The 24,510-nt window shown below is 75.8% G+C and carries 20 protein-coding genes and 2 pseudogenes; 10 read left to right on the plus strand and 12 right to left on the minus strand.

Going from position 1 to position 24,510, the window contains the following annotated elements:
* The first annotated feature begins 208 nt into the window (after window positions 1-208).
* Both SMD11_RS28615 and SMD11_RS28620 read left to right on the plus strand, forming a co-directional pair.
* Complete coding sequence (locus SMD11_RS28615; protein ID WP_087929190.1) at window positions 209-1,375, plus strand: exonuclease SbcCD subunit D; 1,167 nt, start codon at window positions 209-211, stop codon at window positions 1,373-1,375.
* On the plus strand, window positions 1,372-4,452 hold the full coding sequence (locus SMD11_RS28620; RefSeq protein WP_087929191.1) for an AAA family ATPase: 3,081 nt from the start codon (window positions 1,372-1,374) through the stop codon (window positions 4,450-4,452). The genes SMD11_RS28615 and SMD11_RS28620 overlap by 4 nt, the downstream gene beginning before the upstream one ends.
* A gap of 218 nt (window positions 4,453-4,670) precedes the next feature.
* Here SMD11_RS28620 and SMD11_RS28625 read toward each other — a convergent pair whose 3' ends face one another.
* Window positions 4,671-5,117, minus strand: coding sequence for an Lrp/AsnC family transcriptional regulator (locus SMD11_RS28625; RefSeq protein WP_087929192.1), 447 nt, complete (start codon window positions 5,115-5,117; stop codon window positions 4,671-4,673).
* A gap of 94 nt (window positions 5,118-5,211) precedes the next feature.
* Between SMD11_RS28625 and SMD11_RS28630 the strand changes: the two genes are divergently transcribed.
* The gene (locus SMD11_RS28630) at window positions 5,212-5,715 is read left to right on the plus strand and encodes a rhodanese-like domain-containing protein (protein ID WP_234366196.1); all 504 of its coding nucleotides are present in this window, start codon (window positions 5,212-5,214) and stop codon (window positions 5,713-5,715) included.
* Between the two features lie 30 nt (window positions 5,716-5,745).
* On the opposite strand, the gene SMD11_RS28635 is transcribed toward SMD11_RS28630, so the two are convergent.
* Both SMD11_RS28635 and SMD11_RS28640 read right to left on the minus strand, forming a co-directional pair.
* On the minus strand, window positions 5,746-6,792 hold the full coding sequence (locus SMD11_RS28635; protein ID WP_087929193.1) for an aldo/keto reductase: 1,047 nt from the start codon (window positions 6,790-6,792) through the stop codon (window positions 5,746-5,748).
* A 99-nt stretch (window positions 6,793-6,891) separates the two neighbouring features.
* Window positions 6,892-7,983, minus strand: coding sequence for an isoaspartyl peptidase/L-asparaginase family protein (locus tag SMD11_RS28640; RefSeq protein ID WP_087929194.1), 1,092 nt, complete (start codon window positions 7,981-7,983; stop codon window positions 6,892-6,894).
* Window positions 7,984-8,201: 218 nt separating this feature from the next.
* On the opposite strand from SMD11_RS28640, the gene SMD11_RS28645 reads away from it, so the two are divergent.
* Window positions 8,202-8,432: a hypothetical protein gene (locus tag SMD11_RS28645; protein ID WP_087929195.1), complete on the plus strand. Its 231-nt coding sequence runs from the start codon at window positions 8,202-8,204 to the stop codon at window positions 8,430-8,432.
* Window positions 8,432-8,803, plus strand: coding sequence for a toxin Doc (locus tag SMD11_RS28650; RefSeq protein ID WP_087929196.1), 372 nt, complete (start codon window positions 8,432-8,434; stop codon window positions 8,801-8,803). The genes SMD11_RS28645 and SMD11_RS28650 overlap by 1 nt, the downstream gene beginning before the upstream one ends.
* An 86-nt stretch (window positions 8,804-8,889) precedes the next feature.
* Here SMD11_RS28650 and SMD11_RS28655 read toward each other — a convergent pair whose 3' ends face one another.
* The 4 genes from SMD11_RS28655 to SMD11_RS28670 form a co-directional block, all read right to left on the minus strand.
* Entirely contained in the window at window positions 8,890-10,575 is a 1,686-nt protein-coding gene (locus SMD11_RS28655) for a DUF885 domain-containing protein (RefSeq protein WP_087930783.1), read from the minus strand.
* Between the two features lie 75 nt (window positions 10,576-10,650).
* The gene (locus SMD11_RS28660; RefSeq protein ID WP_087929197.1) at window positions 10,651-12,042 is read right to left on the minus strand and encodes a GNAT family N-acetyltransferase; all 1,392 of its coding nucleotides are present in this window, start codon (window positions 12,040-12,042) and stop codon (window positions 10,651-10,653) included.
* Between the two features lie 134 nt (window positions 12,043-12,176).
* A complete protein-coding gene (locus SMD11_RS28665; RefSeq protein ID WP_087929198.1) occupies window positions 12,177-13,562 on the minus strand; it encodes a dihydrolipoyl dehydrogenase family protein in 1,386 nt (461 codons plus the stop codon).
* A gap of 63 nt (window positions 13,563-13,625) precedes the next feature.
* Entirely contained in the window at window positions 13,626-15,206 is a 1,581-nt protein-coding gene (locus tag SMD11_RS28670) for an alkaline phosphatase D family protein (protein ID WP_087929199.1), read from the minus strand.
* 148 nt (window positions 15,207-15,354) lie between these two features.
* Here SMD11_RS28670 and SMD11_RS36580 point away from each other — a divergent pair.
* Window positions 15,355-15,771: pseudogene (locus SMD11_RS36580) on the plus strand (VOC family protein); the annotation flags it as partial.
* Window positions 15,772-15,817: 46 nt separating this feature from the next.
* On the opposite strand, the gene SMD11_RS28680 reads toward SMD11_RS36580, so the two are convergent.
* Complete coding sequence (locus SMD11_RS28680) at window positions 15,818-16,648, minus strand: alpha/beta fold hydrolase (protein WP_087929200.1); 831 nt, start codon at window positions 16,646-16,648, stop codon at window positions 15,818-15,820.
* Window positions 16,649-16,833: 185 nt separating this feature from the next.
* Here SMD11_RS28680 and SMD11_RS28685 point away from each other — a divergent pair, with 185 nt between their 5' ends.
* The gene (locus SMD11_RS28685) at window positions 16,834-17,718 is read left to right on the plus strand and encodes an RNA polymerase sigma-70 factor (RefSeq protein WP_087929201.1); all 885 of its coding nucleotides are present in this window, start codon (window positions 16,834-16,836) and stop codon (window positions 17,716-17,718) included.
* A 14-nt stretch (window positions 17,719-17,732) separates the two neighbouring features.
* Here the strand turns inward: SMD11_RS28685 and SMD11_RS28690 are convergent, their stop codons facing one another.
* Window positions 17,733-18,479, minus strand: a complete 747-nt coding sequence (locus SMD11_RS28690; protein ID WP_087929202.1) for an SDR family oxidoreductase — start codon at window positions 18,477-18,479, stop codon at window positions 17,733-17,735.
* 166 nt (window positions 18,480-18,645) lie between these two features.
* Here SMD11_RS28690 and SMD11_RS28695 point away from each other — a divergent pair, with 166 nt between their 5' ends.
* Window positions 18,646-19,380 (plus strand): GntR family transcriptional regulator, encoded by a 735-nt coding sequence (locus SMD11_RS28695; RefSeq protein WP_087929203.1) that lies wholly within the window; start codon window positions 18,646-18,648, stop codon window positions 19,378-19,380.
* Between the two features lie 316 nt (window positions 19,381-19,696).
* Here SMD11_RS28695 and SMD11_RS28700 read toward each other — a convergent pair whose 3' ends face one another.
* From SMD11_RS28700 to SMD11_RS28710, 3 genes are all read right to left on the minus strand, one after another.
* Complete coding sequence (locus SMD11_RS28700) at window positions 19,697-20,863, minus strand: ROK family protein (protein ID WP_087929204.1); 1,167 nt, start codon at window positions 20,861-20,863, stop codon at window positions 19,697-19,699.
* A gap of 104 nt (window positions 20,864-20,967) precedes the next feature.
* Window positions 20,968-21,618, minus strand: a complete 651-nt coding sequence (locus tag SMD11_RS28705; protein WP_087929205.1) for a response regulator transcription factor — start codon at window positions 21,616-21,618, stop codon at window positions 20,968-20,970.
* 9 nt (window positions 21,619-21,627) lie between these two features.
* Window positions 21,628-22,908: a sensor histidine kinase gene (locus SMD11_RS28710; RefSeq protein ID WP_087929206.1), complete on the minus strand. Its 1,281-nt coding sequence runs from the start codon at window positions 22,906-22,908 to the stop codon at window positions 21,628-21,630.
* A gap of 108 nt (window positions 22,909-23,016) precedes the next feature.
* On the opposite strand from SMD11_RS28710, the pseudogene SMD11_RS28715 reads away from it, so the two are divergent.
* Window positions 23,017-23,667: pseudogene (locus SMD11_RS28715) on the plus strand (ATP-binding cassette domain-containing protein); the annotation flags it as partial.
* Between the two features lie 84 nt (window positions 23,668-23,751).
* Window positions 23,752-24,495 carry an ABC transporter permease gene (locus SMD11_RS28720; RefSeq protein WP_087929208.1) on the plus strand — a complete coding sequence of 248 codons (744 nt, stop codon included), beginning with the start codon at window positions 23,752-23,754 and terminating at the stop codon, window positions 24,493-24,495.
* Window positions 24,496-24,510: the final 15 nt, after the last annotated feature.

Below are 24,510 nucleotides of genomic sequence, written 5' to 3' on the forward strand. Positions count from 1 at the left end.
CCGCGCACCGTCCCCGAGCGCCGGACGGGCTGGATCTTCCAGCCCGTCCGGCGCTTCGTGGTCCGGCGCCGGAGGTGGTGTCCGGGCGCGGGGCGGAGCCCCCCTCCGCCGCTTCCGCCCCCTCTGTCACTCCCATCGAGTACCGTGCAGGGTCGGTGTCGACCCGGAGCGCGGAGGAGCGGAGCAGCATGCAGGGCGGAGCCCCCTCTTGAGAATCCTGCACACGTCCGACTGGCACCTGGGCCGCTCCTTCCACCGGATCAGCCTGCTCCGCGCCCAGCGCGACTTCGTCGAGCACCTCGTCGCCACCGTCCGTGAGCACGAGGTCGACGCCGTCCTCGTCGCCGGGGACGTCTACGACCGGGCCGTACCGCCGCTCGCCGCCGTCGAGCTCTTCGACGAGGCCCTGCACCGGCTCGCCGACGTCGGCGTGCCCACCGTGATGATCTCCGGCAACCACGACTCGCCGCGCCGCCTCGGCGTCGGCGCCGGCCTCATCGAGCGGGCCGGGATCCACCTGCGCACCGACCCGGCCGGCTGCGGCACCCCCGTGCTGCTCGCCGACGCCCACGGCGACGTCGCCTTCTACGGGCTGCCCTATCTGGAGCCCGCCCTCGTCCGCGAGGAGCTCGGTGCCCGCCGCGGCGGGCACACGGCCGTGCTGGAGGCCGCCATGGAGCGGGTCCGGGCCGACCTCGCCGCCCGGCCCGCCGGCACCCGGTCCGTGGTCCTCGCGCACGCCTTCGTCGCCGGCGGCGCCACCAGCGACAGCGAGCGCGACATCACCGTCGGGGGCGTCGCCTCCGTACCCGCCGAGGTCTTCGCCGGCGTCGACTACACCGCCCTCGGCCACCTGCACGGCTGCCAGACCATCACCGAGCGTGTCCGCTACTCCGGCTCCCCGCTCGCCTACTCCTTCTCCGAGGCCGACCACCGCAAGACCATGTGGCTGATCGACCTCGACGCCCACGGCGGCGTCACCGGCGAGCGCCTCGACTGCCCGGTGCCCCGGCGCCTCGCCCGGATCCGCGGCCGCCTCGACGACCTGCTCCGCGACCCCGCCCTCGACCGCCACGAGGACGCCTGGGTCGAGGCCACCCTCACCGACCCGCACCGCCCCGACGAGCCCATGGCCCGGCTCGCCGCCCGCTTCCCGCACGTCGTGAGCCTCGCCCTGGAGCCCGACCGGGCGCCGGAGGACCCGCTCGCCTCCTACGCCCAGCGGCTGCGGAACCGCAGCGACCAGCAGATCGCGGAGGACTTCGTGGCCCACGTGCGCGCCGGGCGCGGCCCCGACCACGAGGAGCGCGCCGTGCTCACCGCCGCCCTCGACGCCGTACGGCTGGACGACACCGCCCGCGAGGTCGCCCGGTGAAGCTCCACCAGCTCACGATCACCGCCTTCGGGCCCTTCGGCGGCACCCAGCACATCGACTTCGACGAGCTGTCCGCCGCCGGGCTGTTCCTGCTGCACGGCCCCACGGGCGCCGGCAAGACCTCCGTCCTCGACGCCGTCTGCTACGCCCTCTACGGCGGCGTGCCCGGCGCCCGCCAGGGCAGCGGCCTCACCCTGCGCAGCGACCACGCGGACCCCGGCACGCCCACCGAGGTCGTCCTCGACCTCACCGTCGGCGGCCGCCGCCTGGAGATCACCCGGCGGCCCGAGCAGCTCCGCCCCAAGAAGAGGGGCACCGGCTTCACCCGGGAAAAGGCGGCCAGCACCCTGCGCGAGCGGACCGACGGTGGCCCCTGGCAGGGCCTCAGCCGCTCCCACCAGGAGATCGGCGAGGAGATCGGCCAGCTGCTCGGCATGAGCCGGGAGCAGTTCTGCCAGGTCGTCCTGCTGCCCCAGGGCGACTTCGCCCGCTTCCTGCGCGCCGAGGACACCGCGCGCGGCAAGCTGCTCGGCAAGCTCTTCGACACCAGCCGCTTCGCCGCCGTCGAGGACCGGCTCGCCGAGCTGCGCCGCGCCGCCGAGCAGCAGGTCCGCACCGGCGACGAGCGGCTCCTCGCCCTCGCCCACCGGATGCACCAGGCCGCCGGCGACCCCACGCTGCCCGAGCCGGGCACCGCGGACCTGGCCGCCGCCCCCGCCGCCGTGCCGGCGCAGCGCGCCTCGCGCACGGCCGCCCGCAAGGACCCGCAGCCCCTGGCGCCCGGCGACCCCGGCCTGGCCGACGCCGTCCTGGAGTGGGCCGCCCTGGCCCGTACGAGCGCGCGCGAGCGGCGGGACATCGCCGCCCTGGCCGTGCGCACCGCCGAGGAGGCGCACCGCGCCGCCCGGGCCGGGGTGGACGAGGCCCGTGAGCTGGCCGGACTCCAGCACCGGCACGCCGAGGCCCGGGAGCGCGCCGAGGCGCTCGACGCCCGGCGGGACGAGCGCCGCGAGACCGGTGCCCGCCTGGAGCGGGCCCGCGCCGCCGCGGCCGTGGGCCCCGCCCTGGAGCTGCGCGACGAGGCCGGGCGGGCCCACCGCGCGGCCGTCGCCGCCGAGCGGGCCGCCCGCGAACGGCTCCCCGGCGACCACCGGGACGCGGCCGGGGAGCGGCTCGCCGCCCTGGAGCACCGGCTCCGCGAGGACCTCGGCTCGCTGTCCGCCGCCCGCCGCGCCGAACAGCGGGCCGCCGCCCTCGCCGCCGAACGGGCCGGGCTGGACCGCGACGCCCTCGCCGACGAGGACACCCTCGCCGACGCCACCGACTGGCTCGCCGGCTGGGAGACCCTGCGCGCCGCCCACGAGCGGCGCGTCGAGGACGCGCACGAGGCGGCCACCCGCGCCGCCCGCCTGGAGGGCGAGATCGCCCCCGCCCGGCGCCGGCTGGAGGCCGCCCGCGAACGCGACCGCCTCGCCGGGGCCACCGGTGCGGCCGAGGCCCGGCTGCTGGACGCCCGGGAGCGCGCCGCGCGCGCCCGGGAACAGTGGCTCGAACTCAAGGAGCGCCGCCTGCTCGGCATAGCCGCCGAGCTCGCCACCGCGCTCGGACCCGGCGAGCCCTGCAAGGTGTGCGGCGCCACCGAGCACCCGGCCCCCGCCCGCACCACCGCCGGACACGTCGACCGGGCCGAGGAGGAGCGGGCGCTGGACGCCGCCCAGCAGGCCGACACCGCCCGCGAGCACGCGGAGGGCGAGCTCCGGGCGCTGCGCGACGACCTGGAACGGGCCACGGCCGAGGCCGGCCCGGATACCACGGAGGAGCTCGCCGCCGTCCTCGACACCACCCTCCGCGCGTTCGCCGAGGCCCGGGAGGCGGGTGCCGACACGCACGCCGCCCGCCAGGCCCAGGAGCGCGCCGAGCGCGAGCACGGGCTGCGCGTCGAGGCCCGGCAGGCCGCCCAGCTGCGGATCACCGCCCGGACCGCCCACCGGGAACACCTCGACGCCGAGCTGCGCGCGCTGGAGGAGGAGCTCTCCCTGGCGCGCGGCGGCGAGGCGACCGTCGCCCGCCGCGCCGCGCTCCTGGAGCGGGAGCTGGCCGGCCTCGGCGCCGCCCTCGACGCCGTACGGGCCGCGGCCGCGGCCGCCGACGACCTGGAGAAGGCGGCCGCGCGGCTCGCCGACGCCGCCCTGCGGGCCGGCTTCGACAGCCCCGGGCTCGCCGCCGAGGCCCTGCTCCCGGCCGGTGCCCAGCGGGAGCTCCAGGACCGCCTCGACCGGTGGCGCGGCGAGGCGGCCGGGGCCGCCGCCGAGCTCGCCGACCCGGCGGTCGCTGCCGCCGCGGCGCTGCCGCCCGCCGACCCGGCCGCCGCCGACGCCCTGCTGGCGGCCGCCACCCGGCGGCTGCGCGAGACCTCGGCCGCGGAGTCCGCGGCCCGCACCCGCTGCGAGGAGCTCGACCGGCTCTCCGCCCAGGCCGTCACCGACGCCCGCCGCCTGGCACCGCTGCGCGAGGAGCACCACCGGGTGGCCGGCCTCGCGGGGCTCGCCGCCGGCACGTCCGCCCTCAACGAGCGGAAGATGCGCCTGGAGTCCTACGTCCTGGCCGCCCGCCTCGAACAGGTCGCGGCCGCCGCCACCACGCGGCTGCGGCGCATGTCCGCCGGCCGCTACACCCTCGTCCACTCCGACGCCCGCGCCGGATCCCGCCGTTCCGGCCTCGGTCTGCACGTCATCGACGCCTGGACCGGCAGCGAACGCGACACCGCGACGCTCTCCGGCGGCGAGACGTTCTTCGCCTCCCTCGCCCTCGCGCTCGGCCTCGCCGACGTCGTCACGGAGGAGGCCGGTGGGGTGCGGCTGGACACCCTCTTCATCGACGAGGGGTTCGGCAGCCTCGACGAGCAGACGCTGGACGAGGTGCTGGACGTGCTGGACGCGTTGCGCGAGCGGGACCGGACGGTGGGGATCGTGAGCCATGTGGCGGATCTGCGGCAGCGGATCCCGGCGCAGTTGCAGGTGGTGAAGGGGCGGTCGGGGTCGGGGGTCCGGCACCGCACGGTGGGGGCGGCGGGGTAGCGGTGCCGCTGCGTGGGGCTTTTTCCCCGGCCCCGCCCCTTCCCGAATGTCCTCAAACGCCGGACGGGCTGATTTTTGAGCCCGTCTGGGGGCACCTCCCAGCGGTAGCCGGGGGAGTTCGAGGACCGGGGTCCGGGGCGGAGCCCCGGTTCGGGAAGGGGCGGGGTGGGGAACAGGCCCGCGCAGCGGCACCCGTCAGCGGCCCGGCGCGGCAGCCGCTAGCGCCCCAGCGCCCGCCGCGGCAGCGGGGACGAGTACACCACGCTCGTCGTCACCGACCCCAGCGCCCCGATCCGCCCCGCCACCTCCTCCAGATGCCGCATCGACCGCGCCGCCACCTTGATGACGAAGCAGTCGTCCCCCGTGACGTGATGCGCCTCCAGGATCTCCGGCGTCGTCTCCAGAAGGTCGTGGAACGGCTTGTAATTGCCGTTCGGATAGCGGAGGCGGACGAAGGCGAGCACCGGCATGCCCAGCTTCTCGGGGTCGACGACGGCGGTGTAACCGCCGATGACGCCCGCGTCCTCCAGCCGGCGGACCCGCTCGGTCACGGCGCTGGGGGACATGTTCACGGTGCGCGCCAACTCGGCGAAGCCCGCGCGGCCGTTGGCCTGGAGGGCGTCGAGAATGCGCCAGTCGGTGGCGTCAGGGGAATAGCCGGTCATGTGCGATGTCTAGCAGTGAAATCACCGGTTGAACAAGAGTTTTACCGGGGATCACATGTTCACGACCCGGCACCGGGTCCGTAGATTTGCCGTCATGAACACCGCCACCGCGCCCCATGACCTTTCCGGAACGCCCCTGACCAGCGGCGTCATGGCCGTCCCGGCCGCACCGCCCGCCGAGGCCGCGGCCTACTTCGCCGCCCGGCTCGCCTTCCACACCGATGTCGCCGATGTCCGTAAAGCGCTCACCGGTGGTGCCGCGGACTTCGTCGTCGTGGACAGCCGCTCCACCGAGTCCTGGGACCAGGGGCACGTCCCCGGCGCGCTCCACCTGCCGACCGCCCGGATCCCGGAGGACGCGGCCCGGCTCCTGGACCCGGCCGTCCCGGTCGTCGTGTACTGCTGGGGCCCCGGCTGCGACGGCGCGACCCGCGCGGCCCTCGCCCTCGCGCGCCTCGGCTACCGCGTCAAGGAGATGCTCGGCGGCATCGAGTACTGGATCCGCGAGGGCTACGCCGTCGAGACCTGGGAGGGCACCCGGCAGCTCCCGGCCGACCCGCTGACCGTGCCGGTGGGCGCCGACGACTGCGGGTGCTGACCGGGCGACGGACCGCCGGAGGGCGCCGGGCTAGAGGACCTCGGTCACCGTCCGGCGGTACGTCGAGCGGCGGTCCTCCACGTCGGCCCACCGGTCGCCGTAGACGTTCCGCACGATGGCGGGCTCCCGCAGGAAGTCGTGCGGGAACCCCAGCGGCACCGCGCTCGCCGCGTCCAGCCGGGCCACGGCGCCGGTGTCGAGCGTGACGTCCAGGGCGGCCAGGTTGTCGGCGAGCTGGCTCTCCCGGGTCGCGCCGATGACCGGGACGATGTTGCCGGGGCGGCCGCGCAGCCAGGCCAGCGCCACCTGCGCGGGGCTCCAGCCGCCCTGCTCGGCGATCTCCAGGACCGCCGTGACGACCGCCTCCTCGCGCGGGTCCACCGCCTCCTCGCCGCCCCCGGCGGTCAGCCGGCCCGCCTCGCCCCGGCGGTACTTGCCGGTCAGCTTGCCGCCCGCGAGCGGGCTCCAGGCGAACACCGCGAGGTCGAAGGCGCGCGCCTGCGGGAGCAGTTCGCGCTCCGGCGTCCGCTCCAGCAGGCTGTAGCGCAGCTGCGAACCCGCGAAGGACGTCCAGCCGCGCAGCTCGGCCAGCGTGTTCGCCTGCGCGATCTCCCAGGCCGGCCAGTCGGACACGCCGACGTAGAGCACCTTGCCCGCCCGTACGACGTCGTCGAGCGCCCGCATGACCTCCTCGACCGGGGTGAAGTTGTCCCGCGCGTGCACCCACAGCACGTCCAGGTGGTCGGCGCGCAGCCGGCCGAGGCTCTCCTCGACCGACCGCACCAGGTTCCTCCGGTGGTTGCCCGCCGAGTTCACGTCCCCCTCGCGGGTCGCGCAGCTGTACTTGGACGCGAGGACGAAGTCGTCCCGGCGGCCGTCGAGCAGCTCGCCCAGGATCGTCTCCGAGTCGCCGCCCGCGTAGATGTCGGCGGTGTCGAGGAAGTTGCCGCCCGCGTCCGCGTAGGCGTCGACGATCCGCCCGCTGGTCTCCTTGTCGGCCCCCCAGCCCATGGTCATGGTGCCGAGAGCCAGCTCGCTCACCCGCAGGCCGGTCCTGCCGAACAGTGTGTACCGCACGATGCTCCCCGTTCGCCCGTGCCCCGCAGGCCTCCCGGCGGGTGCGCTCCCGACGCTACGAGCTGGAGCGCGCTCCAGCGCAACTCGCGGCGCGCCGGGTCACCGGTGGCCGGGTGACTCGTCGGGGAACACCCGGGTGACGATCCGGCCGTCGTCCGTGAGGAAGCCGTGCAGCATGCCCTCGCTGCTGAACGGCGCGGAGAGCACGCCGCGCGGGTCGAGGGCGATCACCCCGCCCTTGCCGCCCAGCCCGGTGAGCCGTTTCCCGACGACCTCGTGGGCCGCCGCCACCACGTCCTTGCCGCCGAACTCGATCAGGTGGGCGAGCGTGGCCGTCGCGGCGCCCCGGATGAACACCTCGCCGGCCCCCGTGGCGCTGGCCGCGACCGTGCCGTTCACCGCGTACGTACCGGCGCCCACGAGCGGTGAGTCGCCGACCCGGCCGGCCATCTTGTTGGTCATGCCGCCGGTCGAGGTCGCGGCGGCCAGGCCGTGGGCGCGGTCGAGGGCGACGGCCCCGACCGTGCCCAGCGCCGCCTCGCCGGGAGCGGATCCCCCGACGGCCTTCCGGGGGTTCTTCTTCTCCCGTTCCTTGGCCTTCATCAGGCTGTCCCAGCGGGCCTGGGTCCAGAAGTAGTCCTGCGTCACCGGGGTCAGCCCGTTCCGCGCGGCGAAGTCGTCGGCGCCCTCGCCCGCGAGCAGCACGTGCGGCGTCCTCTCCATCACCAGCCGGGCCGCCGAGACGGGGTTGCGGACGTGCCGCACCCCCGCGACGGCCCCCGCCGCCCGGTCCGAGCCGCGCATGACCGACGCGTCCAGCTCGTGCCCGGCGTCCGCGTTGAACACCGCGCCCTTGCCCGCGTTGAACAGCTCGTCGTCCTCCAGCGAGCGCACCGCCGCCTCGACCGCCGCCACGCTGTCGCCGCCCTCGCGCAGCACCTTCCGGCCGGCGCGCAGCGCGGCGGCCAGGCCGTCGCGGTACGCCTTCTCCGTCCGGGCGTCGGTGTCCTCCCGGCGCAGCGCGGTGCCCGCCCCGCCGTGCACCGCCAGCACCACGCCGGTGGCGTCCGGCCGGGGCCCGCCGGCGGGCGTGCCCGCCGGACCCGGAGCGGGCCGCGACAGCGCGGGCAGCGCCGCCGCCACGGCCACCAGCACGGTGAGCACGGGAACGATCCACAGTCTCGAACGCACGCGTCCGTCCTTTCGTCGTGGTCCTCGTGGTTCTCACGGCCCTCGCCGTCCCCTCCGTTCCACCGTCCGTTCCACCGGCCCGCTCCACCGCTCCTTTCCGCCGGACCTCACTCTGCCGAGCCGGGCGCCCCGGCGGAACGGCGCGCGGCGGAAACGGCCGGGAACGGCGCGCGCCCCGTCCCCTGCGGACGGCGGTACTGTGCCGGTACCTTGGAGCCATGCCGGCACTCAACATCGAATTCACGGAAGAGGAACTCGCGGCCATCCGCGAGGCCGCCGCCGCCGACGGGAAGAGCATCAAGGCGTATGTGCACGACCTGTCGGTGCGCGAGCAGCAGCGCCGCCGCTTCGTGGAACGTGCCGCCAAATTCTGGAACGAGCACATAGAGGAATTCGACGCCGCCTTCCCCGAGGAGGCGCCGACGTCCGAAGGCGGTGCGGCCGCCTGATGTCGCTGCTCATCGATCTGCCCTGGCTCCTGGGTGTACAGGAGCAGAAGCTGTACGAAGAGCCCGCCGTGCACGACTACACCGCGCTCGCCGCGGCCGTCTCCCGGCACGCCTTCGACGTCGCGAAGTTCGACCACGAGCCCGACGCCGCCTGGCGGGCCGCGGCCCTCATGCACACCCTCGTCCGGCTCCAGCCGCTCCCCGTGCGCAGCAGCCTCTACGCGTGCATGGTCGTCGTGGCCTACATGGCGGCGGCGGGCGAGGGCATCGACCCGCCGTACGGCTCCATAGTGGACCTGGCCCGGGACATCAAGGAGTACCGGGTCGACGTCTACGAGTGCGCCGACCGCATCCGCGCCTGGCGGATCTGACGGATCCGGCCTGGCGGCACGGACCGCCCCCGGGACCACCGGGCGGGCCCGTACCGCCGTACGGCCCGCCCGGAGTGGCTCGCCCGTCAGAGCACCGACAGCTCCGCCACCAGGTCGTCCAGGCCCAGCGAGCCCTGCGACAGCGCGGCCATGTGCCACGCCTTCGCGTCGAACGCCTCGCCGTGCGCCTGGCGGGCCGCCTCGCGCCCCGCCAGCCAGGCCCGCTCGCCCAGCTTGTAGCCGATCGCCTGCCCCGGCATGCCGAGGTAGCGCACCATCTCGCTCTCGACGTGCTGCGCCGGGCGGCCGCTGTGCATGCCGAAGAACTCCTGCGCCAGCTCCGGCGTCCAGCGCTCGCCCGGGTGGAAGGGGGAGTCCGCCGGGATCTCCAGCTCCAGGTGCATGCCGATGTCGACGATCACCCGGGTCGACCGCATCATCTGGGCGTCCAGATAGCCCAGCCGCCGCTCGGCGTCGGTCAGGAAGCCCAGCTCGTCCATGAGCCGCTCCGCGTACAGCGCCCAGCCCTCGCAGTTCGCGCTGACCCCGCCGAGCGTCGTCTGGTAGCGGGACAGCCGGTCGGCCACGTGCACCCACTGCGCGAGCTGGAGGTGGTGGCCCGGCACGCCCTCGTGGTACCAGGTCGAGACCAGGTCGTAGAGGGGGAAGCGGGTCTCGCCCATGGTCGGCAGCCAGGTGCGCCCGGGGCGGGAGAAGTCCTCGGACGGCTCCGTGTAGTACGGGGCCGCGGCGCCGCCGGGCGGGGCGATGCGGGACTCCACGCGCTTGACCCGGTCGGCGAGGTCGAAGTGGGTGCCGTCCAGCGCCGCGATCGTCTCGTCCATCAGCTCCTGGAGCCACACCCGCGTCTCCTCGACGCCCTCCAGATGGGTGCCGTGCGCGTCCAGGTGGGCCATCGCCTCCCACGGCGTCCGCGCGCCCGGCAGGACCTTCTCGGCCTCCTCGCGCATCTCGCCGAGGAGCCGGTGGAACTCCGACCAGCCGTACGCGTACGCCTCGTTGAGGTCGAGGTCCGCGCCGTTCCAGTAGCGCGCCCAGCGGGCGTAGCGCTCGCGGCCGACGACGTCCGGGGCGCCCGCCACGCCCGGGGCGTAGACGTCGCGCAGCCAGTCGCGCAGCGCGGCCAGGCCCCCGGTCGCCACCCGCGCGGCGCTTCCCAGCTCGGCGCGGAGCTCCTCCGGGCCCGGGGCGACGAAGTCGGCGAACCAGCCGCCGTCCGTGCCGATCCACTCGCCGAGCTGCTCCAGCACGGTGGCCACCTGGCGCGGGCCGCCCGGCAGCCCGCGCCGCAGGCCCTCGGCGAGGGAGAGGCGGTAGCTCTCCAGCGACGCCGGCACGGCGCGGAGCCGCTCGGCGATCGCGGACCAGTCCTCGGCGGTGTCGACCGGCATCATCGCGAAGACCTCGCGCACCGAGTGCAGCGGTGACTCGATGTTGCTGACGTTGCGCAGCGGCTCGCCCGAGTCGCGCACGGCGAGTTCGGCGGTGAGCCGCTCGCGCAGCAGCCGGGCGCAGCGCCGCTCGATGTCGCTGTCGGCGCCCGGCAGCTTCTCGGCGTCGTCGAGCCGGGCGAGGGTCTCCCGCGCCAGGGCGGCGAGGGCGGCGCTGCCGGCGGGGGAGTAGTCCGGCAGCCGCCGCGCGGACCCGGGCACGCCGAGGAAGGTGCCGGTGATGGGGTCGAGCTCGATGACGGCGTCGACGTAGGCGTCGGCGACCTGACGGGGCAGGAGCTTGCTGGTGTCGTTGGGCATGCGGCCATCCTCGTACGCGGGGCGCTGCCGCGTCATGGGCATTAGTGGTTCGGACCCCTGACACGCGGGTTCATGTCAGGATTTGGGGGATACGGGCCAGGCCGTGGCGCCACCGGTCACCGCCGCGGGCAGGACGGGGACGCGCGGCCGGGCGAGCCGGGCCGTGACGACGAGCGTGCCCTCCTCGACCTGGTAGTCCAGCGGCAGGTCCAGGGCGCGCATCGCCGCGACCATCCCGGTGTTGGAGGACTGGGTGACGGCGTAGACGCTCTCGCAGCCCGCCTCGGCCGCCAGGGCCACCAGCCTGCCGAGCAGTTCGCCGCCGACGCCGCGGCGCTGCCAGGCGTCCTCGACGAGCAGCGCCACCTCGGTCTCCTCGCCGTCCCACAGCAGGTGGCCGAGTGCCACCAGCCGGCCGGAGGAGGTGTGGGCGGCGAGCGTACGGCCGAAGCGGGGGCTCAGCAGGTGGCGCAGATAGCGGTCGGCGTCGCCGACCGGGCCGTGGTAGCGGCGGGCGAGCGTGGTGGCGGAGCAGCGGTCGTGCATCTCGCGCGCCGCGGCCAGGTCGCCGGTGCCGGCCCGCCGGACGGTGATCTCGTTGCCCTCGGGCAGCGTCAGCACGTCGCTGCGCGGCGGCACCCGCGGGCCCAGCCGGGAATCCAGCTCGACCAGCGCGCGGGCGCGGGCGAACTCGGTGGGGGTGAAGGGCAGGTACGGGCGCTCGATGGTGATCGTTCCGCCGGAGGGGTCGGGCAGCCGCAGCACGGTGTCCTCCCACAGCCCCTCGGCCGGCACCGGGTCGGCCGGCGCGCCGTTGCGCGGGGAGCGGGCCGGGGTGGAGCGGATGGTGCAGCGGCCGAACAGCTGCCGCAGCGCGAGCGGGAGCTCGGCGGCGTCGAGGGCCGTGCGGGTGGCGAGGGTGAGCGCCCGGGTCGGGGCGTCGACGAGGTCGTGGGCGTCGGCCCGCTCCAGCCAGGTGGCGCTGCCGCCGCCGGCGGCCGCGGCCTCCTTCAGCTCGGCGTCGGTCAGCGCCTCCGGGGCGCGCAGCAGCAGCTCGTCCACGGCGCCGTCGGCCAGCGGGTGGGTCTGGAGGGCGAGGATGTCCACGTGGTGGCGGGCGAGGGCCAGGCAGAGCGCGGCCAGGCTGCCGGGCTCGTCGCGCACGGTCGTGCGCATCCGCCAGAGGGCGGTGCCGCCGCCGGGCGCGCCGGGCGCCACGGCCACGGTCTCCTGGGCGGCCGGTTCCCGCGCGGCGTCGCGCCGCGCCCACCAGGTGTGGAAGCCGGTCGCGGCCAGCAGGGCCGCGGCGGAGGCGACGAGGACGGCCGGCCCGTCCGGACCGTGCGCCACCGTGTTGGCCACGCAGTCGGCGGTGGCGACCGCCGTGAACAGCGCGGCCAGCTCGACCACGTCCCGGCGCCAGTGAGGAGTGCGGTGGGGTCGCTTCGCTCGGGTCTCGTCGGTCATGGACCCACCTTGACCGAGCGGTGTTGCGTGATCACAAACAGCTTGTGACCGATGGGTAAAGCACGGCTCTTGTCGGTATCCGTCCGGTTTCCGGCGCGTTCCCCGGCCGGGCTTCCGGGGCGTGCTTCCCGGCCCTACTCCGGGGTGTCGCCCGAACGGAGGTCGGCGAGCGCGTCCTCCACGCCTCGGTGGAAGGTCGGATAGGCGTAGACCATGTGCCGCAGCGCCTCGACCGGCACCCCGGCCTGCACGGCGACGGCCAGGCCGTACATCACCTCGCCGCCCGCCGGGCCGATCGTGGTGGCCCCGACGAGGACCCCGCGGTCCACGTCCTCGACCAGCTTCACCAGGCCCTCGTTGCCCGCCTTGTGGATCCAGCCGCGCGCCGAGGACGGCACCTGGGCCAGGCCGGTGCGCACCCGCAGCCCCTTCTCCCGGGCCTGCCTCTCCGTCAGGCCCACCGCCCCCACCTCCGGGTCGGTGAACGTCACCCTCGGCAGCGCGCGGTAGTCCGCCGCCGGGCCCGGCTCGCCGAGCACCGCCCGCACCACGATCTCCGCCTCGTACATCGCGACATGGGTGAACGCGCCGTGCCCCGTCACATCGCCCACGCCCCACAGCCCGGGCGCCGCCAGCAGCCGGGCGTCCACCGGCAGCGCGCGGGCCCGCGGGTCCAGGCCCACGGTCTCCAGGCCCAGGCCGGTGAGGTCCACCCGGCGGCCCGTGGCCACCAGCAGCCGGTCGGCCGTGACGTCGTTGCCGCTCTCCAGGGTGACGGTGAAGGTGTCGCCGTGGTGGCGCACCCCGGTCGCCCGCGCTCCCGTCCGCGCGACCACCCCGTCCCGGCGCAGCACCTTCGCCAGCAGCTCGCCCGCCTCCGGCTCCTCCGAGGGGAGCAGCCCGTCCATGGCCTCCACGACCTCGACGCGGGTGCCGAACCGGGCGAAGACCTGGGCGAGCTCCAGCCCGATCGCGCCCCCGCCGAGGACGGTCAGCGAGCGCGGCGGCTCCTTCGCGGCGATCGCGTCCCGGTTGGTCCAGAAGGGCACCTCGGACAGCCCCGGCACCGGCGGCACGGAGGGCTTGGTGCCCGTGGCGACGACCACCCCGAGCCGGGCCTGGAACTCGCCGCCGCCGGGGCCGTCCACCACCACCCGGCCGGGGCCCGCCAGCCTGCCGCGCCCGCGGGCCAGCCGGCCGCCCTTGCCGGTGAAACGGTCGGCCGCCACCTGGTCGTTCCAGTCGTCCGTGGCCTCGTCCCGGATCCGGCCGGCCACCGGCGCCCAGTCGGGCTCGACCCGCGCCGCGCCGGCCATGCCCGGCACCCGCCGCGCCTCCGCGAGCAGGTTCCCGGCCCGGATCATCATCTTGCTCGGCACGCATCCCCAGTACGGGCACTCGCCGCCGACCAGCTCCGCCTCGACGCCGACCACGCTCAGCCCGGCCTCGGCCAGCCGCCCGGCCACGTGCTCACCGCCCGGCCCCATGCCGATGACGACGACATCCACCTGCTCGGCCATGACACCGGACCTCCCGCTCGCACCGCTGGGCCGCTCCCACCTTCCCACCGGCGCCCCGGGGCGTCACTGTCCGACGCGCCCCGGCTGGAGCACCTTGGTGAACAGCACCGCGCCCCGCTCGTCACGCAGCCGTACGGTCAGCTCGGCGCCGTCGCCCGCGATCGCCACCTCGCCGAAGAACTGGCTGTCCCGGCCCGGCGGGACGTTCGCCGTGGCGGGGGCCTTGAGGAAGACCCGCTCGGGGCCGAAGGTGGCGTCCAGGGCGTTGGCCGGGAAGCCGCCCGCGTTGAGCGGGCCCGACACGAACTCCCAGAAGGGCGCGAAGTCCTTGAACGCCGCGCGCGCCGGGTCGTAGTGCTGTGCCGAGGTGTAGTGGACGTCCGCGGTCAGCCAGACCGTGCCCGTGATCCGGCGGTGCTTGATGTGCCGCAGCAGCTCCGCGATCTGGAGCTCGCGGCCCAGCGGCGCCCCCGGGTCGCCCTGCGCCACCGCCTCGAAGTGCGCCGGGCCGTCCGTGACCACCAGCCCCAGCGGCATGTCGGAGGCGATCACCTTCCACACCGCCCGGGACGCCGCCAGCTCGCGCTTGAGCCAGGCCAGCTGGCGGGCGCCCAGGATGCCCTGGGCGTCGTCGGGCCGCCGGTTCGGGGAGTTGGCGTCGCGGTAGCTGCGCATGTCGAGGACGAAGACGTCCAGCAGCGGGCCGTGCCGCAGCACCCGGTAGAGCCGGCCGTCGCCGTCCGGGCGGCGGGCGGAGAGGGGGAAGTACTCGCCGAAGGCGCGCACCGAGCGGGCGGCGAGGACGTCCACGTTCTTCTCGGTGTAGCGCGCGTCGTCCAGGATCTGGCCCGGGTACCAGTTGTTGCGCACCTCGTGGTCGTCCCACTGGACGATCGAGGGGACCTGGGCGTTGAAGCGCCGGAGGTTGTCGTCCAGGAGGTTGTAGCGGAAGGCGCCGCGGAACTCCGCGAGCGTCTCGGCGACCTTGGACTTCTCCTCCGTGGTGACGTTCCGCCAGACGCCGCCGCCGGGCAGGGCGACGGTCGGCGGGATCGGGCTGTCGGCGTAGATGTTGTCGCCGCTGCACAGGAAGAAGTCCGGGTCCAGGCGGCGCATGTGCTCGTAGATCCGGTAGCCGCCGAGGTCGGGGTTGATGCCCCAGCCCTGCCCGGCCAGGTCGCCCGACCACAGGAAGCGCACGTCGCGGCGGCGCTCCGGGGCCGTGCGGAAGGTGCCGCGCACCGGGCGGGAGGTGCGCCGCGGGTCGTCCGGGTCGGCGAGGGTGACCCGGTAGTGCACCTGCTCGCCGGGCGGCAGGCCGCGCAGCGCCGTACGGCCGGTGAAGTCGGTGTCCGGGCCGACGAGCGGGCCGGTCCAGCGGCGGACCCGGCGGAACGACTCGGTCGCCGAGGTCTCGACGATCATCCGGGCGGGGCGGTCCGCGCGCACCCAGACCAGGCCGGAGGAGGTCGTCACCTCACCGGCCTGCACGCCCCAGCCGGCCGACGGCCGGCCGGAGAGCGCCAGCGCGGGCGCGGCGGGCGCGGACAGCACCCCGCCTGCCGAGGCCACCGAGGCCGCCGCCGCGGCCGAGCCCCGCAGCACCGTCCGCCGGCCGACCGGGCGCCCGGATCCGTATGCCATGAGCCAACCTCCTGTGTCCGGCCCGCCCCATCGGCCCCGGCCGCCTCCTCGTTACTATCGGCGGCACATGCCCGGCAACGGAACACGCCGTGAACAACGGGCATACCAGGCCAGGAAGAGCCAGGAAGAGCCAGGAAGAGGGGGAACCGTGCCCGTCGACGGACACGCCCATGTGCGCATCGCCCGCCCGTCCCGTGATCTCGCCGCCGCCGAGCGCTTCTGGACCGAGGGGCTCGGCCTGTCCGTGCTCTTCCGTCACGAGGCCGCCGCGGACGCGCCGCCGCGGGAGGCCCACTCGCTGCTGATGCTCGGCTGGCCCGACGCCTCCTGGCACCTCGAACTGGTCGTCTCGGCCCATGAGTTCATGGAGCCGGTGCCGACCGTGGAGGACCTGCTCGTCGTCTACGTCGCCGGGGAGGTGCCGCCCGAGCTGGTCGAGCGGCTGGAGGCGCACGGCGGCAAGCGCGTCCCGGCCCACAACCCCTACTGGGACACCTGGGGCGTCACGGTGGAGGACCCGGACGGCTACCGCCTGGTGCTCTCCACCCGTGACTGGTCCAACGCCGCCGCGCTGGAGAACGCCGCCGCGCCGGGCCCTCGGCCTGACCGCGTCAGCGTGACGTGTCGAGGACGACCCGCGCCACCAGCGCGGGGTCGTCGTTCATCGGCACGTGACCGCAGCCGGGCAACCGCACCAGCCGGGCGCCGGGGATCACCTTCTTGGCGCGGACGCCCTGGCGGCGCAGCAGCACCCGGTCGGCGGTGCCCCAGGCGACGGTCACCGGGACATCCGGCACGTCGTCGGTGAAGAGCACCTCGCTGCCCGCGGTGAGCGTGGCCTCGAACCCGGTGGCCTCGCGCAGCGCCCGGGTCTCGGCGATCACCGCGTCGGGCGAACGGCGGCCGGGCCGGGCGTAGATGGAGCCGGTGAGCGCCGCCCGGCCCGCCGCCGTGCCGGCCAGCCGGGCCACCGCCCGCGGCGGCAGCGTCACGGCGCCGAGCCGCATCGCGCGCAGCACGGCGAACGCGTAGCGGCGCTCGCCCTCGGTCCAGAAGCCGCCGGGGGAGAGCGCCGTGACGCTCCGCACCAGCTTGTCGCGGCCGAGCAGCAGGGCGAGCAGCCCGCCCAGGGAGTTGCCCGCCACGTGCGGCCGGTCGAGGTCCAGGGCCTCGAACAGGGCGCCCAGGACGGGGACCACGTGGGCGAGGTCGTAGGGGATCCCGTCGGCCAGCGCGGGGGAGCGGCCGAAGCCCGGCAGGTCGACGGCGATGACGTCGCGCTCGGCGGCGAGGATCGAGGTGACCGGGTCCCAGGCCTGGAGGTGGTGGCCGATGCCGTGCAGCAGGACGAGGGGTTCCCCGCCGCCGTGCCGTTCGTAGGACACCTCGACCGTGCGTGTCCCGTTGGGGGTGCCGATGGGGAAGGCGACCGTGTCGGCCATGGAGGCTCCTCGTCGTCCGCTCGTGATCCGTCGTCCGCGACAGGTTGTAGACAGGATGTCAGCAACGGTTACCGCGGGGTAGACCCTGTTCGATACCGCGCCTGGTCCGCGTCCGGTCCGCGGTCGGGGCGGCCTGGCCGGGGCTCGTCTGGACAAGCGCGCGTCCGTTCCGCTGGGATGGGACCGTGACCGCACGTGAGACCGTCCTGGACGCCTTCGAGGAGCACCGCTCCCTGCTGACCGGAGTCGCGTACCGCATGCTCGGCGGGTCCGCGGACGCCGAGGACGTCGTCCAGGAGGCGTGGCTGCGCTGGTCCGCCGCCGACCGCGACGACGTGCGCGACACCCGCGGCTATCTCGTACGGGTCACCACCCGGCTGGCCCTCGACCGGCTCCGGCAGGCGCGGGTCCGCCGCGAGGCCTACGTCGGGCCGTGGCTCCCCGAGCCGGTCGCCACCGACCTCGGCACGACCGTGCCCGACACCGCGGAGCGGGCCGTGCTGGCCGACTCCGTCTCGCTCGCCGTGCTGGTCGTCCTGGAGTCCCTCTCCCCGCTGGAGCGCGCGGTCTTCGTGCTCCGCGAGGCCTTCGGCTTCCCCCACCAGGAGATCGCCGAGGTCCTCGACCGCTCGGAGGCGGCCGTCCGCCAGCTCGCCGGCCGGGCCCGCCGCCACGTCGAGGAGCGCCGGCCGCGCTTCACCGCGGACCCGGGCCTCCGGCGCGACCTCACCGAGCGGTTCCTGGCCGCCGCCACCGGCGGCAGCATCGAGCGGATGCTGGAGCTCCTCGCCCCGGACGTGCGCCTGGTCGGCGACAGCGGCGGCAAGGCCAAGGGCCCCCTGCGCGTCATCGAGACCGCCGACAAGGTGGCGCGCTTCCTCCTCGCCGTGGCGCGGCCGGCGCCGCCCGAGCCGGAGTACCGCCTCATGGAGATCAACGGCGGTCCGGCGCTGCTGGTCCTGTCCCGCGGCCGGCCGGACACCGTCCTCGGCCTCGACGTGGCCGACGGCCGCGTCACCGCCGTCTACCTCCAGCGCAATCCCGACAAGCTCATGGGGCTCCTCCCATAGGCCGCGCCCGCCGGTCACAGCCCGCCGGCCACCCGCAGGACGGCCCCGGTGGTGTACGACGCCTCCGGGGACAGCAGCCAGGCGACCGCGCCGGCGACCTCCTCCGGCTCGCCCGGCCGGCCCATCGGCACCCGGCCGGCGTTCCGCCACGGCCGCTCCGGGTCGCCCATCGCCGCGTGGATGTCGGTGACGATCATCCCGGGCTGCACGGAGTTGACGCGGACGCCCTCCGCGGCGAGCTCCTTGGACAGGCCCATGGTCATCGCGTCCACGGCCGCCTTGCTCGCCGCGTAGTGCACGTACTCACCGGGGGAGCCCAGCGTGGCGGCGCCCGAGGAGATGTTCACGATCGCCCCGCCCGGTCCGCCGTGACGGGTCGACAGCTCCAGGGCCGCGCGCCGGGCGCAGATCAGCGCGCCCGTGACGTTGACGTCCACGACCCGGCGTATCCGCTCCACGGGCGCCTCGGTGAACCGGCCCAGCAGGCCGGTGATCCCCGCGTTGTTCACCAGGCCGGTGACGGGCCCCAGCTTCTCCCGCACCTCGTCGAAGAGGGCGTCGACCTCGCTCTCGACGCTGGTGTCGGCCCGGACGGCCACACAGCCGACGCCCAGGGCGCGGACCGCCTCGGCCGTCGCCTCGGCGGCCTCCCGCGCCCGCTCGTAGCCGATGCCGACGGCGTGGCCGTCCCGGGCCAGGCGCAGCGCCACCGCCGCGCCGATGCCCCTGCTGCCGCCCGTGACCACGGTGACCTGGCCCATGCGCACACTCCTTGTCGCACCATCGGATGATCAGTGACCGTATCCGACCCTCCGGGGAAGGAAAGGCATTGGTCTTGACCAAGTCTGTGCGCCGTCCTATGGTCGCAGGCATACTGCAACAACCTTTAATAAAGAAGCGCGCGAAAAGCCTTTGCGGAGGATCAGGGTGGGGACCACGCAGCTGGAATCGGTGCCGGAGCCGAAGTACTGGCACCTGAAGACCGTGCTCACCGACGCACTCGACTCCGAGTTCGCCGTGGGCGAGATCCTGCCGAACGAGCGCGAGCTCGCGGCCCGCTTCGGCGTCGCGCGGGCCACGCTCCGCCAGGCCCTCGAACAACTGGAGCTGGAAGGGCGCCTCCAGCGCCGCCGCGGCGTCGGCACCACCGTCGCCCCGCCCCGGGTGGGCGTCGCCGTCGGCGACACCGGGCAGACCTGGCCCGGCACCGAGACATGGGAGCCCGTCGACAGCGTCGCCGCGGTCCCGCCCGCGGCCGTCGCCCGGCTCCTCGACACCGCCCCCGACGAGGTCGCGCACACCGTCCGCCGCATCCGGCGCAGCCACGGCCAGCCCGTCGCCGCCGAGCTGCTGTACGTCCCGGCGCGCTCCGTGCCCGGCCTCACCGGGATCGACGCCCCGACCGGCCCGGCCCGCGCCCGCCTGGTCCTCCGCGAGCTCCAGCGCCTGCCGCTGGAGGGCCAGGACCAGTCCGTCGAGCTCGGCTCCGCCCGCGCCGACGACGCCAAGGAACTCGACCGGCTGCCCGGCGCGCCCGTCCTCCTCGTCACCACCCGCTACATCGTGGCCGGCCGCACCGCGGCGGTCGCCGTGGCGACCTATCGGGCGGACACGTGCCGGCTGACGTTCGGCGACGCGGGGATGCAGTTGCTGGCGGGCTGACGGGCCGTCGGCCGACTCCTTCCCCGCCACCGCGCGGTGTCCTCAAGCGCCGGACGGGCTGGATTCCCGCCCGGTCTGAGCTCTTTCACCCCGGGCAGGGCTGGATTTCCGCCCGGTCCGAGCTCGGCTTGCGCCCCGGACAGGGCTGGATTCCCGCCCGGTCCGAGCTCGGCTTTCCGCCCGTACACGGCTGTTACTTCCCGCCTGGACAGGGCTGCCACTTCGCCCGGTTCCGGGCAACCACTCAGCCCGTCCGGCGCTTGAGGACCGGGGTCCGGGGCGGAGCCCCGGGAGCGGGAACGCGCGGCCCGGCCGTTCAGCGCCGGGCCGTGACCGTGCTCTCCACCGCGAACAGCTGCTCCTCCACGTGGTCGAGGGCCAGCCGCAGCGCGCCCGTCGCCACCGCCGCCTCGCCCAGCAGCGACTGCACCACCTGCGGCGGGCGCAGGCAGTAGCGGGCGAGCTCGGCGCGGAGGGGTCCCAGGACGCCGCTCAGGCCGGCGGCCCAGCCGCCCACCACGACCAGTTCGGGATCGAGCGCCAGCACCAGCGCGGCCACGTCGTGCACCAGCCGCCGCATGAAGCGCTCCACGGCCGCCTCGGCCCGCTCGTCGCCCGCGCGGGCCAGCGCGAAGACCCGGGCCACCTGCGCCTCGTCCAGCGGGTGCAGCGGCTCGCCCGTCGTGGACAGGACCTCCTCCGGGGTGGCCTCCCGGCCCAGCAGGTGCAGCGCCCCGATCTCGCCGGCCGCGCCGCCGTACCCGCGGTGCAGCCGGCCGCCGATCAGCGAACCGGCCCCGGGGCTCAGCCCCGCCAGCACGAACACCACGTCGTCCGAGGCCGTGGCCGCGCCCTTCCAGTGCTCCGCCACCGCGGCGGCGTTCGCGTCGTTCTCCACCAGGACCGGACACCGGAACGAGCGCCGCAGCCGCTCGCCGAGCGGCAGCCCGGTCCACCCCGGCAGCGCCGTGCCCAGCCGCACGGTCCCGTCGGCCTCGACGATGCCGGGCGTGGCGACGCCCACCGCGCGCAGCTGGGCGCGCGGCACGCCCGAACGCCGCAACAGGTCGGAGACGGTGGCCAGCACGGCGTCCAGCCGCTCGTCCGCCGGTGCCGTCGCCGCGATCTCCTGGGCCGCCGAGCCCATCACCCGGCCGCCCAGGTCCGCCATCAGGGCGGCGATCCGGTGCGGCCCGATCTCGATGCCCAGCAGATGGCCGGCCTCCCGGCGGAACCGGAAGCGCCGCGCCGGACGCCCCTGGCGCCGCGCCTCGCCCTCCTCGGCCGCCGCCTCCACCACCAGACCGGCGTCGATCAGCCCCTCGACCACGCCCTCCACGGTCGGCCGGGACAGCCCCGTCACCTTGACCAGGTCCGTGAGCGTCGGGGAGACGGCCGGAGCCGCCGTGCGCAGCGCGTGCAGCACCACGGCCGAATTGATCCGCCGCAGCAGGGACGGGTCCCCACCGGTGAGCCGCCCCAACGTGCCGCCTCCTCGTTCCGCGCCGCTTTGCGCGCTCTTTGCTGTCTGGCGGGATCGTATCGGGTGGCGGCCGGGGCGGCGAGGTCCGGGACCGCGCCGCGCCGTCATCCCGGGGCGACGAATCCCGACTCGTACGCGGCGATCACCGCCTGGGTGCGGTCCCGCGCCCCCAGCTTCGCCAGGACCGCGCTGACGTGCGACTTCACCGTCTCGGTGCCCAGCAGCAGGCTCCGCGCGATCTCCGGGTTGGACATCCCGCGCGTCATCAGCCGCAGGACGTCCTCCTCCCGGGCCGTCAGCCCGGCCCGCTCCATCGCGGCGCGGGCCCGCTCGTTGCCGCGCGCCGCCGCGAGCCGGCGCAGCGCGGCCGGGAAGAGCAGCGAGTCCCCGGCGGCCACCGTCCGCACCGCCCGCACGATCTCGGCCGGGGCGGCCCGCTTGAGCAGGAAGCCGTCCGCGCCGGCGCGCAGCGCGTCGTAGACGTAGTCGTCGTTCTCGAACGTCGTCACGACCATGATCTTCGGCGGCGGAGCCACCGTGCGGAGCACGAGCCGGGTCGCCTCGATGCCGTCCATCAGGGGCATCCGGACGTCCATGGCCACGAGGTCCGGCCGCAGTGACCGCACCAGGGGCAGGACGGCGGCACCGTCGGCGGCCTCGCCCACGACGTCGATGCCGGGCTGGGCGGTGAGGACGGCGCGGAGACCGGCGCGGACGAGGGGCTCGTCGTCGACGAGCAGGACGGTTATCGGCATCGGGTCAGCCTAGGCAACGGCCCGGCCCGTCCGGCGCTTGAGGGCCGGGGCCCGGGGCGGCGCCCCGGGAGCGGGGACCGGCAGCAGCGCCCGTACCCGCCAGCCGCCGTCGTGCTCGCCCGTCTCCGCCCGGCCGCCGAGCAGGGCCGCCCGCTCCCGGATCCCCCGCAGCCCGCTGCCGCCGCCCGGGCCGCCGGCCGCCGCCGGGCGCTCCGGCAGCGGATTGCGGATGTCCAGCTCAAGGGCGCCCTCCCGCACCGCGATCCGCACGGACACGGGCACCGGGCCCGCGTGCCGCACCACATTGGTAAGGGCCTCCTGCACGATGCGGTAGCCCTCCCGGGACACCGGGCCGGGGACGGCCTCCAGCGGGCCGGTCACCTCCGCCGTGACGTGGGCGCCGGAGCCCCGGGCCGCCGCGAGCAGCCGCTCGGTGTCGGCGAGGGTCGGGCGGCCGCCGGGGCCCGGGGCGTCCTCCCGCAGGGTCCTGAGCACCCGCTCCAGATCCTCCAGCGCGTGCCGGCCGGTCTCCTCGATCGCGGTCAGCGCGAGCCGGGTGAACTCCTCGGACCCCGCGGCCCGCGCCGCGCCCGCCTGCACCACGGCCACGGTCAGGGCGTGCCCGATGGAGTCGTGCAACTCCCGGGCGAGCCGGTTGTGTTCCAGCAGCCGGTCGGTGCGCTCCTCCAGCGCGGCGATCCGCTCGGCCGCCGACGGACCGAGCAGCCGCCGGGCGGCCCCGGCCGTCAGGGCGCCGGCCGCGACGACGAACGCCGCCAGACCGGCCAGGGGCAGCGGGGCGAGCGCCGCGTGCCACGCCTCGCCGCCGGAGGGCCACAGCGGGGACGGCCAGACCGGCGGCTTCTCGGGCGCCTCGGTGCCGCCCGCCGAGGCGACGAGGGCCGCGGCGAGGAACGGCAGATGCACGCTCAGGAACGCCGTCAGCATGCCCAGTTCGTAGCGCAGGGCCATCCACAGCCCCGTGCGCCACCGGTCGCCCCAGGAGGCGGACGCGCTCGCGGCCACCGCCGGCGGCCGCCCGTCCCGGTCGTGGGGGAAGAGGAGCAGGCGGGCCTGCGTGCCCTCGGACAGCCGGACGCCCGGCACCGTCGCGGCCGCGAACAGGAACGGCAGCGGCAGCACCAGCAGCCACAGCCCCCGCACCTCGTCCATGCGCGCGAGCCCGGGGGCGACGAACGCGAAGAGCGTGCCGACGACACAGGCCATGACCAGGTGCAGCCAGCGGGTGAAGGTGATGGCCCGGGCGTACGGCCGCAGCGGAGCGAACATGCCCGCATCCTCTCAACCCGCCACCGGCCGGGGCCTCCCCCGCGTGGGGGAGGCGGTACCCGCCCGGGAGGGAGGCCGGGGGCACCCCCGGGGCGCCAGCCTGGGGGCATGACCTCGATCGACCTCGTCCGCCTCACCAAGTGCTACGGCCCGGTCCGCGCCGTGGACGACCTCACGTGCACCGTCGAGCCCGGCCGGGTGACGGGCTTCCTCGGCCCCAACGGCGCCGGCAAGTCCACCACCATGCGGCTCGTCCTCGGCCTCGACCGGCCGAGCTCGGGCACCGCGACCGTGGGGGGCCGCCCGTACGCCCTCCTCGGCGAACCGCTGCGGCACGTCGGCGCGCTGCTCGACGCGGGCGCGGCCCACCCCGCCCGCACCGCCCGGGACCATCTGCTCGCCCTCGCCCACAGCAACCGCCTGGCGGTCCGCCGGGTCGACGAGGTCCTGGCGGAGGCCGGGCTGGCGAAGGCCGCCCGGCGGCGGGTACGGACCTTCTCGCTCGGCATGCGCCAGCGGCTCGGCATCGCCGCCGCCCTGCTCGGCGACCCGCCCGTCCTGATGCTCGACGAGCCGACCAACGGCCTGGACCCGGAAGGCGTCATCTGGGTCCGCGAGCTGATGCGGCGGCTCGCGGCGGAGGGCCGGACCGTCCTCGTCTCCAGCCATCTGATGGCCGAGACGGCGCAGGCCGCCGATCACGTGCTCGTCCTCGGCCGGGGCCGGCTCCTCGCGGACGGGCCGCTGGCCGGCTTCGTCGGGCGCCACGGATCCCTGGAGCGGGCCTACCTCGCCCTCACCGCCGGGGCCGCCGAGTACACCACCACCGAGAGGGCCTGAACCATGTCCTTCACCGCCGTACTCCGTTCCGAGTGGACGAAGTTCCGCTCGGTCCGGTCGTCCGTCCTCGCCCTCGCGAGCGCCTTCGTGGCCACCGCGGGCGTCTCGGTCCTCGTCTGCGCGCTCCAGCGCGACAGCGACGACCCCGCCTTCGAGCCGCTCTTCGCGTCCTTCTTCGGCATCTCCTTCGGCCAGATCGCCGCCGTCTGCTTCGGCGCCCTGATGGTGGCCGGGGAGTACGGCCGCGGCGCCATCGGGGTCTCGCTCACCGCGGTGCCCCGCCGCGGCCTGCTGTACGGGGCCAAGCTGGCGCTCGTCACCGGACTCGTGCTCGCCGCCGGGCTGTTCGCGGGGGTGTGCGCCTTCTTCGCGGGCCAGGGCGTGCTCGGCGACCGGGGTGTCGGCCCCGGTGCCGCCGGGGCGCCGCGCGCGGTGTTCGGCTGCGGGCTGCACCTGGCGCTGCTGGCGGCCCTGTCCGCCGGGGCGGCGGCCGTCCTGCGCAGCACGGTCGGCACGATCGGCCTGCTCGTCCCCGCCGTCTGCTTCCTGTCCCCGGTGCTCGGCGGCGACTCCGGGTCGGCGGTCGGCGGAATGGCGCAGTTCCTGCCCGACCGGGCGGGCCAGCAGATCCTGCACGCCGCGCCCGAGGGGCTGCTCGGCGCGTGGACCGGGCTGGGGGTGACGGCGCTGTGGGCGGCCGCGGCGGCCGGCGCGGGCTGGTGGGCGATGTGCCGCCGGGACGCCTGAGCCGGACCGGTGCGG

Source organism: Streptomyces albireticuli (assembly GCF_002192455.1).
GTDB lineage: Bacteria > Actinomycetota > Actinomycetes > Streptomycetales > Streptomycetaceae > Streptomyces > Streptomyces albireticuli_B.

Bases quoted from the DNA above. Each gene is read 5' to 3' on its own strand.
- SMD11_RS28625 (WP_087929192.1), bottom strand. From the start codon at position 5,117: ATGACCGGCTATTCCCCTGACGCCACCGACTGGCGCATTCTCGACGCC.
- SMD11_RS28630 (WP_234366196.1), top strand. From the start codon at position 5,212: ATGAACACCGCCACCGCGCCCCATGACCTTTCCGGAACGCCCCTGACC.
- SMD11_RS28645 (WP_087929195.1), top strand. From the start codon at position 8,202: ATGCCGGCACTCAACATCGAATTCACGGAAGAGGAACTCGCGGCCATC.
- SMD11_RS28650 (WP_087929196.1), top strand. From the start codon at position 8,432: ATGTCGCTGCTCATCGATCTGCCCTGGCTCCTGGGTGTACAGGAGCAG.
- SMD11_RS28655 (WP_087930783.1), bottom strand. From the start codon at position 10,575: ATGCCCAACGACACCAGCAAGCTCCTGCCCCGTCAGGTCGCCGACGCC.
- SMD11_RS28660 (WP_087929197.1), bottom strand. From the start codon at position 12,042: ATGACCGACGAGACCCGAGCGAAGCGACCCCACCGCACTCCTCACTGG.
- SMD11_RS28665 (WP_087929198.1), bottom strand. From the start codon at position 13,562: ATGGCCGAGCAGGTGGATGTCGTCGTCATCGGCATGGGGCCGGGCGGT.
- SMD11_RS28670 (WP_087929199.1), bottom strand. From the start codon at position 15,206: ATGGCATACGGATCCGGGCGCCCGGTCGGCCGGCGGACGGTGCTGCGG.
- SMD11_RS28680 (WP_087929200.1), bottom strand. From the start codon at position 16,648: ATGGCCGACACGGTCGCCTTCCCCATCGGCACCCCCAACGGGACACGC.
- SMD11_RS28690 (WP_087929202.1), bottom strand. From the start codon at position 18,479: ATGGGCCAGGTCACCGTGGTCACGGGCGGCAGCAGGGGCATCGGCGCG.
- SMD11_RS28705 (WP_087929205.1), bottom strand. From the start codon at position 21,618: ATGCCGATAACCGTCCTGCTCGTCGACGACGAGCCCCTCGTCCGCGCC.
- SMD11_RS28710 (WP_087929206.1), bottom strand. From the start codon at position 22,908: ATGTTCGCTCCGCTGCGGCCGTACGCCCGGGCCATCACCTTCACCCGC.
- SMD11_RS28720 (WP_087929208.1), top strand. From the start codon at position 23,752: ATGTCCTTCACCGCCGTACTCCGTTCCGAGTGGACGAAGTTCCGCTCG.